The following is a 12,996-nucleotide window of genomic DNA, read 5'->3' as shown; positions in this document are numbered from 1 at the left end:
GGATCGTCTGGATCGACTGCGAGATGACGGGGCTCGACCCGTCGGTCGACGAGCTCGTCGAGGTCGCGGTGGTGATCACCGACTTCGAGCTCGAGGTGCTCGATCCCGGGCTGCAGATCGTGATCAAGCCGTCCGACGCCGCGCTCGAGCAGATGGGCGACTTCGTGCGCCAGATGCACGCGACGAGCGGCCTCGACGCCGAGCTCGAGCACGGGGTCTCGCTCGCCGAGGCAGAGCTCGAGGTGCTCGAGTACGTGCAGCGCTTCGTGCCCCTCGAGCGCACTGCGCCACTGGGCGGCAACACGATCGGCACCGACCGCATGTTCATCGCGAAGTACATGCCGACGCTCGACGGCTTCCTCCACTACCGGTCGATCGACGTGTCGAGCATCAAGGAGCTCTCGCGCCGCTGGTTCCCGCGCGCCTACTTCCAGTCTCCCGAGAAGGCCGGCGGGCACCGGGCGCTCGCGGACATCCTCGAGTCGATCCGCGAGCTGCGCTACTACCGCCGTGCGGTCTTCACGGATGCACCCGGCCGGTCGAGCGAGGAGCTGCAGTTGATCTCGCGCGAGGTCTCCGAGGGCTTCGGAGCGCTCCAGCCCGAATGACGCCGCCGATGCGGCAATCAGCCCCGGTATGTCGTACACTGTCCTGGTTGCGCTTCACGCGCACATGGTGGGTATAGCTCAGTTGGTAGAGCGCCGCCTTGTGGTGGCGGATGTCGCGGGTTCAAGTCCCGTTACTCACCCCAGACGGGTCAGGTGTGAACTTTCGACCAAGGGACCACCCTTGGAGGAAGTTCGCACCTGGCCCTCTTTCTTTGCCTCGGCGGCCCAGGTGAGAGCGTCGGCCTGCAAGCCGGCGTCGCTCAGTCCGTCGTACGGAGTCCGGTAGCCGACGCGCACGTCGTTGTCCTCGTCGACGTAGATCGCCTTGAACAGCGCCTGGTTGCACAGCCGGCGGTTCGCGTCGTCGGCGTTGGCATAGATGTCGGCGACGTTGGACAGCAGCTCGAGCGAGTCATCGAGATTCGCGCGGGCCTCCGCGTAGTGACCGTGGTGCGCGGCGATCCGGTGAGCGATCGTCTCCAGCGAGGCCGTGATCCGGTCCTGTTCCTTCTTGAGGAGATCGAGAGGAATCGCGCCAGCGTAGTGGGCCTGGAGCAGCTTCTGCTGTTCGCCTTCCAGCTGCGTCCTGCGCGTCGCAAGGTCGGCCAGCTCGGCTGCTCCCTCGGACATCATCTGGTCGAACTTGGCATGCAGCATCGACGACAGTGCCTGCATCGTCTCGGAACTGATCTGGACCCGTGCGTAGAAGCGCTCGACGAGCCGCTCGACGTGCTCGATCAGCATGGCCTGCCGAGTGCAGTCGCCCCTGCCCCCATGCCGACTCGCGCACACGAAGTACGGGTAGATCGTGCCCTGGCTGCTCTTCGCGTTGCACACCAGCAAACGCGACCCACACTGCCCGCAGAAAACCGTCCCCTTCAGGTAGTGCTCATGCACCTGGGTCGCGTCCGCCGCCGAGCGATGAGTGCCGAGCACGGTTTGAACCTGGTCCCACACCTCGTTCGGCACGATCGCCTCGTGCACTCCGGCGTAGGCGACACCCTGGTACCGCACGCTGCCCTTGTAGTAGGGGTTCGTCAGCATCCGGTGCACAGATGACTTGGCGATGGGCCGCGATGGGCGTCGTGGCGTCGCCGCACTGGTCAGCCCGCGCGCCACGAGCTCTCGGTGGAGCTGGCTCGTCGTCCAGTCGCCGGACGCGAACACCTGGAACGCCCACCGGACCAGCGGCGCTCGTTCACCGTCGGTCTCGACGGTGCGGACTTCCCGTCCGAACTCGTCTCGCACGCCGACATTGCGGTAGCCGATGGGTGCCTTCGTCACTGTGCCGCCCTGCGCTGCCTTCTGCGACAAACCCTTGACCACCTCCGTGGCGAGGTTGCGTGAATAGAACTCAGCGATCGAGGACATGATCCCGTGCAGCAGCATCCCCGAGGGCGTCTCGTCGATGTTCTCGGTCGCCGACACGAGCGTCACGCCCGCGTCCTTGAGTGCCAGATGGATGGTCACATCGTCGGCACGGTTGCGGGCGAGCCGGTCGACCTTGTGGACGATGCAGTAGTTGGTTTTGTGCTTGGTGACGTAGTGGATCATCCGCAGGAGTTCTGGCCGGTCCGCCTTGCGCGCGGACTCCCCCGCGTCGACGAACTCCCCGTCACTGAGACCAACCACTGCTGAATCGACAAACCGCCGGTGAAGCCTCACCACAGACCGCTAAGGAGCTACCCCAACATGTCCAAGATCTTGCTTGATCTCGTCAATCCGATGATCGCGCCAACGCCCGCCCGCGAAGCCCGCATCGGGATCATCGTGCTCGCCGCCGTCATCGGTCTCGTCATCTGGCGCGTCGATCAACTCTTGCTCCAGCTACTCATCCCCGCAGCAGTTGCCGTCCTCTACATCATTCGCATGTCGATCTCGGCAGCCCGCGTCAAGAAGCGCCGCGCACAACAGCGTTCGTAGGGATGCCTCGTCCGATTTCCACCGTCTGCGTATTCGCTATGGGTCACCGCCAGTGTCGACGCACGTCCGGCGGCAGATTCGCTTCCCACCATGCCTTAAAGTTGTCGCGGTCACCGCGCCCGTAGCGCTGAGGCTAAGTGCGATGCGAAGCGCCCCGCCACCTCCGAAGAGGGGCGGGGCGATCGGCCGTCATCCGGTCAGTTTGCAAACGCTTGATCGGCGGCGGCATCGACGATCGCTTGCATGGCCTCGGCCGGCACGGGAGCGCTCTCGGGCGCCGAGACCAGCACCTCCAACCGGTGGCCATCCGCAGCGGCCCAGCACGAGGTCTCGAGCATCGGACCGTACTGGAAGTGATCAACCGACGCAGAGGCGCAGAACGAAGCGTCGCCGGCTTCGATCTGCGCGGCGGGCGCGAGCAACGTGACCGGACCATACGGGTTCGACGGGCCGACAACGTCGAGAGGGCACGCGCTGACGGCTTCTTGCGCCGCGTTCACTCCGTCGACTGCCGTCTCGGACTGATAGACCATGATCGTCGCGACCGTCAGGGGCGAGGTGGCTGGCGAGGTTGAGTAGACCTGACCGGCTCGGGTGCCGTCTTCGCCATCGCGCTCGAGGTCGACGTCCCCGAGCAGCGGCTCGACGGCGAGCGCGCACGCCTCTGCGGTCCTGGGGAAGTCCCCTCCCGTGTCTCTCTCGATCGGCTCCCAGCCATCGACCGGGAATCCCTCAGGCGGAAGCACCAGGGCGGCAATCGCTGAGCTCGGCGCCTCAACCGAGGGGGACGGCGACTCGGCCGCTGGCGCCGTCGACTCGGCGTTGGATGGTGATGCCGCCGTGCTGGGCGTAGGAGTCGCAGCTCCCGGGCTCGTGCAGGCCGACAATGCCAGCGTCAAGAGGGCGGCGACTGCGCAGGTTGCGGATGCTCTCTTCACTACAGCGGCTTCGGAGTGAAGAGCGTGCCGCCGTAGGTGTACAGGATCGTGCCCAGGTAGCGCTGACCGGACCCCGTAACGGCGGCGAACCCGGCAGGGCAAGGCCAGCCGTAAGCCACGTCGATGCCGGCCCCGGCGCTGTAACCGTTGGTGTCGTTGCTTCGATGCGCGGCCGCGGGGACCTGTCGCGTGTCTTCCCGGACTTCGAGCGCACCCCCGAGTGCTTCGCGAACCTCAGCCACCGCACCGGATGGCGAGCCGAGAGAGCCGACTTCGAGCCGTCCGGCCGCTGGATCGATGCCCACGTACGTGAGGTCGCCGCCGAGCTCCGTACGGTCCATAATCTGCTGCATACCCGCGCACAAGTCCGCGAACGTGGCTGACGTCTCGCTCTCTCGAACTTCGATCTTCGCGACGCCGGCGACAGCCGCATACGCCCTCGGCAGCGAGACGATCGCCTCCCGCACCATCCCTAGAACGTCGAGCTGGGCACCCCGAGGCACCGACACCGTCAACCCCGTCATCGCGCCACTCTCGTCCAGCGTGCGATCGACTGCCGCGATGGAGTCGGAGTGGTGGGTGAGGAGCCCATATTGAAGAGACCTGAGCGCGTACTCGAAGACCGCAAAGTCCGGAGTTTCCGCACCGATGTTCTGTTCATCGATCGGCACGATCGCATTCCTCACCAGGCACATCTCAATGTCGCCGGCCGCCGACCCCGTTGAACGGGCCCCTGCCTGCGGCTCAACCGTGCTTGCTGTCTCAGCTTGCACTGCGGGACTTTCGAGCGGAGGCGGCGCTGCTTGCACTGAGGCGGCTCCCACCCCAAGCATCAACGCCGTCATGGTGACTAGTACGCGGAGCTTCATGGCTCTCCTCGAGCTCGGCTGCCAACGCCCGAAAGAACGGCGCGTGCCGAACACTAAGCGAAGTGAGTCTTCCTCCACAAGGACTTCCTGTGAGAACCGAATGACTAAGCCGCCGCGAGGCGCGCGGCGCTCGCTCGTGGCTGGCCATCCGGTGACCAGCCTGCGCCTGGATGGCTCGCTTCTGCCCATGGTGGAGTACCGCTCGCATCGCGGAGGCGAACATTGTTCGAGAAAGGTGTTGCGCTCGTGATGGTTCCTCGCTTACGTTCTGGCTATCGGTCGCGAAAGACGACCGAGGCAGCAAGGATGCGCCATGCGAAAGGGTCGTTCTCTCGTCTCTGTCCTCGCCACGACGGCCCTCACCCTGGGACTGATCACGGCGGTCGCAGCACCGGCGAACGCGGCTCTGCCGGTCGCTCCTACGTCGAGCCAGACGACGGGTGATCGTCCCGGGGCGACGGAGCTGGGCTTCGCTGTCTCGGATCGCGTGACCGCATCTGTCGACGTCGGCACGGGCAACCTCCGGGTGTCCACCTCCAGCCTGTCCCTCGTCGGCGTGAACGGTCAGGTCGAGATCGGACGCACCTACAACTCGCTCAGGGCGACGCTCGGTTCGACGTCGACGTCGGCCGCGAACCGATGGACGTTGAGCGTCGGGGGTGTCGGCTGGCTGGCGGCGGGCGCATCCGGCGCCGTGATCTACACCGACGGCTCCGGCGCGACCTGGCAGTTCACTCCCTCGACCACCACCCCGGGCGCCTTCGTCTCGCCGGCCGGCGCGAAGGCCGACCTCGCGCTCTCGAGCGGCAACTACACCCTCACCGAGCGCGAGTCGCGGCAGGTCGCCACGTTCAACGCTGACGGGCACCCGATCTCGATCACGGACCGCAACGGCAACACGACGACGATCAGCTACTCCTCGCCGGGCATCCCGAGCGCCGTCGTCTCTTCTGCTGGCCCGATCGCCGCCCGCACCGCGACGCTCGACTACCCCGGGCCCTACGGGGGGCAGCTGACCGCCACGCAGACGTCGGGCGCGTCCAGCCGGCAGGTGACGTGGACGAAGGACGCGAGCTCGAACCTGACGTCGATGGTCGACGCCATGGGCCGATCCACGACCTTCGCCTACTCCGGGCAGCTGCTCACGTCCATCACCGGTCCCACCGGCGCCACGATCTCGTTCGAGTACCAGGCGACCACGAACCGGGTCCTGCGGGTGTCGCAGTCGAACACCTCGCCCGGATCGCCCGGCACGAGCGACACGCGCCTCGCCTACCCGTCCACGACCCAGACGCTGCTCGCGCGGCCGAACACGAACCAGTCCTCCCCCGTCGCATCCGTGCCGCGCGTCACCTACGCGATCGCGTCCTCGAGCAGGCTCGTCTGAACCGTCCCCGGTTCTCTGCCGCTCCTATGCGCGTGCCAGCACCGGGTGGCACGTCGCTGACGAGGACTCTGACATCGGCCATGCGATCGAGTAGGTCGCGATGGCCAGCAGGGTAAGGACGATCGACGCCGTTTGCGGTTCGTTCGTCGGTCGCCAGCTGACTCAAGCTCGACATCGTCGGTTCCTCTCGGCGTTCGTCACCGACGGCGTGCGCCGACAGCCCCGCGGGATCAGCGGCGCGGAGGTGCGTTATGAACCGTCGCTGGCGTCGTCCACGATGAGCCCAGCCTCGACCAGCGCCGCTCGCACTGCCTTGCGGTCGACGCCCATCCGGCGACCGATCGCTCGCATCGAGACACCCGCCCGCGTGAGCCGCACGGCCTCCGCCTTCTCGTCGAGGCCCAGCCCCGGTCGACGACTCGGCACGTTCCGGCGGCGGAGGTGGGCGAACACCGTGGCACGGTGAATTCCGTACCGCTCGGCGAGCTGCTTGACGCCCATCCCGGCCAGGTAGTCGCCGACGAGAGCGTCCACCTCAGCAGCGGTCAGAAAAGTTTGAGCCGTCTCGACAGTCCTCACGGCGGGCCCCCGATCGTCCCTCGGAGCGCTCATCTGGGGACGCCGCGAGACCTCGTAGACCCCACGAGTCATGCGGTTGCCTAGGGTCTTTGTCTTCGGGGAGGAGTTGCCGAACGTGCTACCCAGGCACCCCAGACGAAGGCCCGGAGGATCTCCTCCGGGCCTTCTCTCGTCAGGACGGAGCCACAGCGATGACCACGACAGCCGACCACGACGCCTACATCGCTGCCGCGCCCGAGCCGTTCCAGGCGTCGCTGCGCCGGTTGCGCGCGCTGCTCGCCAGCGCGCTGCCGGACGCGGAGGAGGTCGTGGCCTACGACATGCCGGGGTTCACGATCGGCGGCTCGATCGTCGCGAGCTATGCGGCGTTCAGCAAGCAGTGCGGCCTGTACCTCCGGGCCGGGGCGATCTCCGAGCACGCCGAGGAGATCGCGGCCGCCGGCCTGAAGGCGACCAAGACGGGCGTCACCTTCTCGCCGCGCACGCCGATCCCCGACGACCTCGTCGAACGGCTGGCGCGGGCGTCGCGGAAGGACGCCGGGGTCTGACGGCGCGCGGCCCCGAGCCGACCCCCGGTCTCACGTGCGGCGGATGCGGATGGGTCCGCGCGCGAGCGCCGGATCGGTCGGCTCCCCCTTCTGGGTCACGACCACCTCCCCGCGCTCGACGAGCCGCGCGGCGGCTGCGCGCGCCTCGTCCATGCGCGGTCGCCAGGCGTCCGGATCGTCGCCCGCGACGTGCCGAGCGGCGTCGCTCGGACAGATGGTCGCGCCGGGCCGCCGCTTCGCGAGCAGCTCGAGGATCGCGGTCTCCATCGCGTCGTCGGTCATGCGGCCATCCTCGCGCGATCGCGGGCCGAGCGCATCCGCGTCAGTCGCGCGGCAGGATCTGCCCGATGGGCTCGCGCTTCTCGGCCTGGAACCGGTCCTCGGTGCGGCCGAGCGCCCAGTAGCCCGACAGCGAGACCTGCGTGCGCTCGAGGCCGCGGTGCACGAAGAGCTCCTCGCGCATCGCCTTCATCGACTCGCGCTCGCCGTGCGCGAAGACCTGCACCCGGCCGGCCGGCCAATCGAGACCGGCGACCGTCGCGGCGAGCAGGCCGATCGTTGCCTCGCTCGGCGTGCCGCGGTGCAGCCACCGCACGTCGACTCCGTCCGGGTGCCGCAGCGCGATCTCCTCCGACGCATCCTGCACCTCGAGCACCGCGATGCCCGTCGCCGTCGCAGGCAGCGCCTCGAGCGCGCGTGCGATCGCGGGCAGCGCCGACTCGTCGCCGACGAAGAGGTGCCAATCGGCGGTGACATCGGGCACGAAGGCGCCGCCCGGGCCGCCGAAGACGACGCGCGCTCCCGGCTCGACGGCAGCAGCCCACGGGCCCGCGACGCCCTGATCGCCGTGCACGACGACATCGATCGCGATGGCGTCGTCGGCGACCTGGCGCACCGTGTACGTGCGCGTCACGGGCAGATCGTCGGGCGCGAGCGTCTCGCGGAGGGCCGCGAGGTCGTACGGCGGCTCGAGGCCGAGCTCGGGCTTCACGAAGTGGAGCTTCACGTAGGCGTCGGTGCAGTCCTTGTCCTCGAACGTCGAGAAGCCCGGTCCGCCGATCCAGACGCGCACGAGGCTCGGGGCGATCCGCTCGGTGCGGAGGACCTCCATGACGTGCTGCGGGCGGTTCGGTCGAGGCTGACGGACAGGGAGGCTCATGGTGCTCTCGAGCCTATCGGCGGGCGTCGGCGACGGGCCCGCCGGTAGGCTCACGATGATCGTGCACGACCGGAGGGCGCATGCTGCAGGTGGACCCCGACGCGTTCGAGGCGCTCGTGACGGAGGTGCTCGACGCGCTGCCCGACGAGATGGTCGAAGGGCTCGACAACGTCGTGTTCCTCGTCGAGGACGAGCACCCCGAGGAGGACCTGCTCGGCATCTACGAGGGCGTCGCGATCACCGATCGCGGCCAGTATGGCTTCGGCGAGCTGCCCGACCGCATCATGGTCTACCGGCTGCCGCACCTCGAGACCGCCGAGAGCCTCGACGAGCTGCGCGCCGAGGTGCGCACCACGATCGTGCACGAGATCGCGCACTTCTACGGGATCGACGACGAGCAGCTGCACGAGCTCGGCTGGGCGTAGCGCCCCCGCGAGCTCGTGCAGCCGGCGGTCGTCAGGCGGCGGGGAACGTCGCCGTGTCGATGACGAAGCGGAAGCGCACGTCGCCGTCGACCACCCGGTCGTAGGCCGCATCCACGTCGTCGACGCCGATGCGCTCGATGACGGCGCCGAGGCCGTGCTCGGCGCAGAAGTCGAGCATCTCCTGCGTCTGCTCGATGCCGCCGATGTTCGAGCCGGCGAGCACCTTGCCGCCCGAGATGAGCGAGCCGATCGACAGCTGCTGCGGCGCGGGCGGCAGCCCGACGTTCACCATCGCGCCGTGCGGCTTGAGCGTCGAGAGGTAGGTGCCGAGGTCGAGGTCGGCGCTCACCGTGTTGAGGATGACGTCGAACTCGCCCTTGTGCGCGTCCGCCCAACCCTCCTCGCCGGTCGCGACCGTGCGCGCGGCGCCCAGCTCGGCGGCGAGGTCGGCCTTGGCGAGCGATCGCGACAGCACGGTGACGTCGGCGCCCTTCGCGGCGGACAGCTGCACGCCCATGTGGCCGAGGCCGCCGAGGCCGACGACCGCGACGCGCTTCCCCGGCCCGACGCCCCAGCGGTCGATCGGCGAGTAGAGGGTGATGCCCGCGCACAGCAGCGGTGCCGCCACGTCGAGCTCGATGCCCTCCGGGATGCGCAGCACGAAGCGCTCGTCGACGACGACGTGCTGGCTGTAGCCGCCCTGCGTGACCGAGCCGTCGCGGTCGACCGCCGCGTAGGTGCCGACGGTGCCGTTCAGGCAGTCCTGCTCCTGGTCGCCGAGGCACTGCTCGCACTCGCCGCACGAGTCGACCATGCAGCCGACCCCGACGCGGTCGCCCACGGCATGGCGCGTGACGGCGTCGCCGACCGACTCGACGATGCCCGCGATCTCGTGACCGACGGTGAGCGGGAAGGGAGCCTCGCCCCACTCGTTGCGGATCGTGTGGATGTCGCTGTGGCAGATCCCCGCCGCCTTGATGGCGATCACGACGTCGTTCGGTCGCGGGTCGCGGCGCTCGATCGTGGCGATCCGGAACGGCTGGTCGGGCGCCGTCTTCTGCAGCGCCTGGGTCAGGATGGGCATGGTGCCTCCTCGGGGATCTCGACCTCGAGCGAGGCCGGCGGCAAGCATACGGCGAGCACCCGCAGTGCCCGCCGGGAGCGAGCTAGGTGCGCCGCACCTCGTCGGCGAGCGATGCCGGATCGTTCGCGGCGACGTGGGCATCCTCCTGCTCGCGCCACAGCATCCACCAGGAGTCGTCGCCGTCGCGTGCGAGCGCGCGGTCGCGGCGAACGCCCTCGGGCGCCTCGAGCCAGATCGCGCGCTCGGCGTGCTCGCGCGACTCGAGCGTGAGCGCGCCGCAGCCCTCCACGATGAGCGGCTCCCCCGGTGCCGCCGAGTCCTCCTCGCCCCAGTCGCCGGTCGTCCAGTCCCAGCGCCGCCAGACCGCGATGCGCCCTGCTGCGAGCGGCACGAGGATGCCGCGCTCGAGCAGGCGCGACCCGGTCGCGAGCCCGTGCCACCCGGCGTAGAGGTCGTCCATGTGGATGACGCGCGCGCCCGACTGCGCAGCCAGCCGCGCCGCGAGCGCGGTCTTGCCCGCGCCGGAGCGGCCGTCGACGATCGTGATCGGCGTGCGCGTCACCACGAGGCCCCCTCCCACACGGGTCGGAACGATCCTGCCGCGATCGAGACGCCGATCGCGAGCGCCGCGACCGCGATCGACAGGACCAGCATCGCCGCGTCCGCCCGTCCGACCGTCGAGGGCCTCGCCCACGTGCGCGTGGGGCCGCCGAAGCCACGGGCCTCCATCGCGGTGGCGAGCGTGCCGCCGCGGCGCAGCGCCACCACGAGCAGGGCGAACGCCGACTGGAGCGCGCGGCGCACGGCGCCCGTGTCGCCGAGCCCCCGCGCGCGGCGGGCGAGCGCGATCTGCCGCCAGTCCTCGCCGAGCACGCCGAAGAGCCGCGTGCCGGCGAGCGCCGCGAGCACGAAGCGATGCGGCAGCCGCGCGACCTGCGCGAGGCCGTCGGCGAGCCTCGTGGGATCGAGCCCGACGAGCGCGACGAGCGTGGGCACGCCGAGCGCGAGCACGCGCAGGCCGATCGCGAGCGCGAGCTCGATCGACTGGTCGCTGATCGTGGCGAGCCAGACCTGGGCGTGGATGCGTCCACCCGGCTCGGCGTACAGCAGCATGCTCACCGCCGAGATGGGCGCCGCGACGAGCAGCGGCCACGAGCGGCGCAGCACCGTGCGCGCACCGATCCCGACGGCGGCGAAGGCCAGGACCCAAGCGCCGAGCGCGACCGCGGCGGTGACGACGTCGATCGTCAGCAGCATGGGCACGGAGTAGAGCACCGCCGCGACGAGCGGCGTCACGGGGTTGACGCGGTCGAGCACGCTCACGGCTCCCCCAGCCGCAGGGTGCGGTCGCCGAGCACGCGCTCGACGTCGGCGTCGTGCGTCACCGCGACGACGGCGCAGCCCCGATCGTCGACGAGCGAGGCGATGAGCCGCACGAGCTCCTGCCACGTGCGGCGGTCCTGCCCGAAGGTCGGCTCGTCGAGCACCATCACTCGGGGCGCCGGCGCGAGCACGGTCGCGACCGAGAGGCGCCGCTGCTCGCCCCCGGAGAGGGTGAAGGGGTTGGCGTCGGCGAGCGCCTCGAGCCGCAGGGCGGCGAGCAGCTCGTCGACGCGAGCGTCGATCCCGCGCTGCGGCAGGCGCAGCGCGCGCAGCCCGGCCCCGATCTCGTCACGCACGCGAGCCGCGACGAACTGGTGCTCGGGCTGCTGGAAGACCGTGCCGATGCGGGTCGTGAGTTGCTTCGGACGCCAGCGGATGGGCGCGTCGGCGACGCGGACCGCTCCCGTGCCGCGCAGCGCATCGGTGGCGCGCACCGTGCCTGCGACGGGCGAGAGCAGCCCGGCGAGGGTGAGCGCGAGCGTCGACTTGCCGGCGCCGTTCGGCCCGGTGATGACGAGCGCCTCGCCGGCGCGGATCTCGAGGTCGACGGCCGAATGCACGGCCTCCCCTGCGCGACCCGAGCGCACGGCATCGGCGACGAGCAGCGCCCCACCCGGCGAGCGGCGGGAGCGCGGCACCTCGACCGGCAGCCCGGGCACCCAGACGCCCTGCGCCGCGAGCGACGCGCGGTGCGCGTCGAGCACCGTCCCGGGCGCGCCGTCGGCGAGCGCTCCGCCGCCGGGCTCGAGCACGACGACGCGATCGACGACCGGCAGCCAGGTCTCGACGCGGTGCTCGACGACCACGAGCGTCGCGCCGGTCGCGGCGGCGACGCGGGCCACGGCATCCCGCACCTCGACCACCCCGACCGGGTCGAGGTTGGCCGTCGGCTCGTCGAGCAGGATGAGCCCCGGTCGCATCGCGAGCACGCCGGCGAGCGCGAGCCGCTGCCGCTGCCCGCCCGAGAGCGCGGCGGTGGAGCGGTCGAGCGGCACGTCGAGGCCGACGGCATCGAGCGCCTCGCGCACGCGCGACCAGATCTCGTCGCGCGGCACCGCGAGGTTCTCACAGCCGAACGCCACGTCGTCGCCGACGCGCGACATGATCGTGTTCGCCTGCGGGTCCTGCAGCACGAGGCCGGCGGTGTGCGCCTCGCCGTGCCGCGTCGCCGGATGCGCGCCGTCGACGGCGAGCTCGCCCGTCTCGTCGCCCTCGTCGTCGCCGCCGAGCACGCCGGCGAGCGCTGCGAGCAGCGTCGACTTGCCGGCGCCGGAGGGGCCGAGCAGCAGCACGCGCTCCCCCGGCTCGACGTCGAGATCGAGCCCGGCAACGGCGGGCGCATCGCGGCTCGCGTGCCGCCAGCCCCACCCGCGGGCGCGGATGCGGGAGCCGGTCACCGGGAGCGCGACCGACCCGAGGCGAAGCGGTCGAGCACGCCGGTCGCGGCGAGCGCTCGGGTGAGGAGCCAGCCGACGAGGCCGGCGAGCAGCGCCCCGGAGACGACGACGCAGCCGAGGTAGATCGCGAGGAACTCGGCGCCCTTCGCGAGGTTGCCCGAGGTGAACAGCTCGAGCGTCCAGGCGGCGACGGCGGCGCCGGCACCGGCGAGCATCGCGACGAGCACGCCGAAGCGGCGGTAGGCGAAGAGCAGGAAGATCAGCTCGGCGCCGAGCCCCTGCGCGACACCGGCGTAGACGGTCTCGATCGACCACTGGCTGCCGAGCAGCATCGAGACGCTCGCGGCGAGCAGCTCGACGAAGAGCGCGGCGCCGGGCTTGCGGATGATGAGCCCGCCCAGTACGCCGCCGATGAGCCAGATGCCGACGGCGAGGCCGCCGAAGCCGGGGGTGAGCGCGTCCATGGCGCTGAACCAGACGTAGCCGACGCCGTTCCAGACGACGAACAGGAGCCCGGTGGCGACGCCGAGGACCGCGGCGACGACGATGTCGACGACGCGCCAGTGGCTGGAGCGAGTGCGCGCGGGCGCGGGTGCGGTGGTGGTCATTGCGGTGCCTTCCTCGAGGGGTGGCACGGGTGTGTTGTCCTCCCTGCGCTGGCATGATCCAGATCAGGTTTGACGGTCGAAGGCTTCG

Annotated in this window: 16 protein-coding genes and 1 tRNA gene; 6 read left to right on the top strand and 11 right to left on the bottom strand. The window is 70.3% G+C overall.

What is annotated here, in order from left to right:
• Nucleotides 1-23: 23 nt before the first annotated feature.
• The gene (gene orn, locus ABD106_RS01290; protein WP_425545715.1) at nucleotides 24-608 is read left to right on the top strand and encodes an oligoribonuclease; all 585 of its coding nucleotides are present in this window, start codon (nucleotides 24-26) and stop codon (nucleotides 606-608) included.
• Between the two features lie 67 nt (nucleotides 609-675).
• Nucleotides 676-751 (top strand) — tRNA-His (locus ABD106_RS01285).
• Here the strand turns inward: ABD106_RS01285 and ABD106_RS01280 are convergent.
• Nucleotides 744-2,273 (bottom strand): recombinase family protein, encoded by a 1,530-nt coding sequence (locus ABD106_RS01280; RefSeq protein WP_343916536.1) that lies wholly within the window; start codon nucleotides 2,271-2,273, stop codon nucleotides 744-746. The genes ABD106_RS01285 and ABD106_RS01280 overlap by 8 nt on opposite strands.
• Before the next feature lie 27 nt (nucleotides 2,274-2,300).
• Between ABD106_RS01280 and ABD106_RS01275 the strand changes: the two genes are divergently transcribed.
• Nucleotides 2,301-2,531: a hypothetical protein gene (locus tag ABD106_RS01275; protein ID WP_343916534.1), complete on the top strand. Its 231-nt coding sequence runs from the start codon at nucleotides 2,301-2,303 to the stop codon at nucleotides 2,529-2,531.
• A 197-nt stretch (nucleotides 2,532-2,728) separates the two neighbouring features.
• On the opposite strand, the gene ABD106_RS01270 is transcribed toward ABD106_RS01275, so the two are convergent.
• Nucleotides 2,729-3,277: a hypothetical protein gene (locus ABD106_RS01270; protein ID WP_343916532.1), complete on the bottom strand. Its 549-nt coding sequence runs from the start codon at nucleotides 3,275-3,277 to the stop codon at nucleotides 2,729-2,731.
• Between the two features lie 191 nt (nucleotides 3,278-3,468).
• Entirely contained in the window at nucleotides 3,469-4,140 is a 672-nt protein-coding gene (locus ABD106_RS01265) for a hypothetical protein (protein ID WP_343916530.1), read from the bottom strand.
• A 685-nt stretch (nucleotides 4,141-4,825) separates the two neighbouring features.
• On the opposite strand from ABD106_RS01265, the gene ABD106_RS01260 reads away from it, so the two are divergent.
• Nucleotides 4,826-5,725 carry a hypothetical protein gene (locus ABD106_RS01260; RefSeq protein WP_343916528.1) on the top strand — a complete coding sequence of 300 codons (900 nt, stop codon included), beginning with the start codon at nucleotides 4,826-4,828 and terminating at the stop codon, nucleotides 5,723-5,725.
• Between the two features lie 249 nt (nucleotides 5,726-5,974).
• Here ABD106_RS01260 and ABD106_RS01255 read toward each other — a convergent pair whose 3' ends face one another.
• Entirely contained in the window at nucleotides 5,975-6,304 is a 330-nt protein-coding gene (locus ABD106_RS01255; protein ID WP_343916526.1) for a hypothetical protein, read from the bottom strand.
• Nucleotides 6,305-6,495: 191 nt separating this feature from the next.
• On the opposite strand from ABD106_RS01255, the gene ABD106_RS01250 reads away from it, so the two are divergent.
• Entirely contained in the window at nucleotides 6,496-6,852 is a 357-nt protein-coding gene (locus ABD106_RS01250; RefSeq protein ID WP_343916524.1) for an iron chaperone, read from the top strand.
• Between the two features lie 30 nt (nucleotides 6,853-6,882).
• Here ABD106_RS01250 and ABD106_RS01245 read toward each other — a convergent pair whose 3' ends face one another.
• Both ABD106_RS01245 and ABD106_RS01240 read right to left on the bottom strand, forming a co-directional pair.
• Nucleotides 6,883-7,134, bottom strand: coding sequence for a DUF3253 domain-containing protein (locus tag ABD106_RS01245; RefSeq protein WP_343916522.1), 252 nt, complete (start codon nucleotides 7,132-7,134; stop codon nucleotides 6,883-6,885).
• Nucleotides 7,135-7,174: 40 nt separating this feature from the next.
• Entirely contained in the window at nucleotides 7,175-8,011 is an 837-nt protein-coding gene (locus tag ABD106_RS01240) for a siderophore-interacting protein (RefSeq protein WP_343916520.1), read from the bottom strand.
• Nucleotides 8,012-8,091: 80 nt separating this feature from the next.
• Between ABD106_RS01240 and ABD106_RS01235 the strand changes: the two genes are divergently transcribed.
• On the top strand, nucleotides 8,092-8,436 hold the full coding sequence (locus ABD106_RS01235) for a metallopeptidase family protein (protein WP_343916518.1): 345 nt from the start codon (nucleotides 8,092-8,094) through the stop codon (nucleotides 8,434-8,436).
• Nucleotides 8,437-8,467: 31 nt separating this feature from the next.
• Here the strand turns inward: ABD106_RS01235 and ABD106_RS01230 are convergent, their stop codons facing one another.
• From ABD106_RS01230 to ABD106_RS01210, 5 genes are all read right to left on the bottom strand, one after another.
• Nucleotides 8,468-9,520, bottom strand: coding sequence for an NAD(P)-dependent alcohol dehydrogenase (locus ABD106_RS01230; RefSeq protein WP_343916516.1), 1,053 nt, complete (start codon nucleotides 9,518-9,520; stop codon nucleotides 8,468-8,470).
• Between the two features lie 82 nt (nucleotides 9,521-9,602).
• A complete protein-coding gene (locus ABD106_RS01225) occupies nucleotides 9,603-10,082 on the bottom strand; it encodes a nucleoside/nucleotide kinase family protein (RefSeq protein ID WP_343916514.1) in 480 nt (159 codons plus the stop codon).
• The gene (locus tag ABD106_RS01220; protein ID WP_343916512.1) at nucleotides 10,079-10,843 is read right to left on the bottom strand and encodes an energy-coupling factor transporter transmembrane component T family protein; all 765 of its coding nucleotides are present in this window, start codon (nucleotides 10,841-10,843) and stop codon (nucleotides 10,079-10,081) included. Before ABD106_RS01220 ends, ABD106_RS01225 begins: the two co-directional genes overlap by 4 nt.
• Nucleotides 10,840-12,300, bottom strand: coding sequence for an ABC transporter ATP-binding protein (locus ABD106_RS01215; protein ID WP_343916510.1), 1,461 nt, complete (start codon nucleotides 12,298-12,300; stop codon nucleotides 10,840-10,842). The genes ABD106_RS01220 and ABD106_RS01215 overlap by 4 nt, the downstream gene beginning before the upstream one ends.
• Entirely contained in the window at nucleotides 12,297-12,908 is a 612-nt protein-coding gene (locus ABD106_RS01210; RefSeq protein WP_343916508.1) for an ECF transporter S component, read from the bottom strand. Before ABD106_RS01210 ends, ABD106_RS01215 begins: the two co-directional genes overlap by 4 nt.
• Nucleotides 12,909-12,996 lie beyond the last annotated feature (88 nt).

The organism is Agrococcus citreus (genome assembly GCF_039527715.1).
Classification (GTDB): domain Bacteria; phylum Actinomycetota; class Actinomycetes; order Actinomycetales; family Microbacteriaceae; genus Agrococcus; species Agrococcus citreus.
Note: the sequence above shows the minus strand (reverse complement) of the source record. Positions and strands in the feature narration are given on the sequence as shown.

Coding starts and splice junctions, on each gene's coding strand:
- ABD106_RS01210 (WP_343916508.1), bottom strand. CDS start 12,908: ATGACCACCACCGCACCCGCGCCCGCGCGCACTCGCTCCAGCCACTGG.
- ABD106_RS01250 (WP_343916524.1), top strand. CDS start 6,496: ATGACCACGACAGCCGACCACGACGCCTACATCGCTGCCGCGCCCGAG.
- orn (WP_425545715.1), top strand. CDS start 24: ATGACGGGGCTCGACCCGTCGGTCGACGAGCTCGTCGAGGTCGCGGTG.
- ABD106_RS01245 (WP_343916522.1), bottom strand. CDS start 7,134: ATGACCGACGACGCGATGGAGACCGCGATCCTCGAGCTGCTCGCGAAG.
- ABD106_RS01240 (WP_343916520.1), bottom strand. CDS start 8,011: ATGAGCCTCCCTGTCCGTCAGCCTCGACCGAACCGCCCGCAGCACGTC.
- ABD106_RS01230 (WP_343916516.1), bottom strand. CDS start 9,520: ATGCCCATCCTGACCCAGGCGCTGCAGAAGACGGCGCCCGACCAGCCG.
- ABD106_RS01275 (WP_343916534.1), top strand. CDS start 2,301: ATGTCCAAGATCTTGCTTGATCTCGTCAATCCGATGATCGCGCCAACG.
- ABD106_RS01235 (WP_343916518.1), top strand. CDS start 8,092: ATGCTGCAGGTGGACCCCGACGCGTTCGAGGCGCTCGTGACGGAGGTG.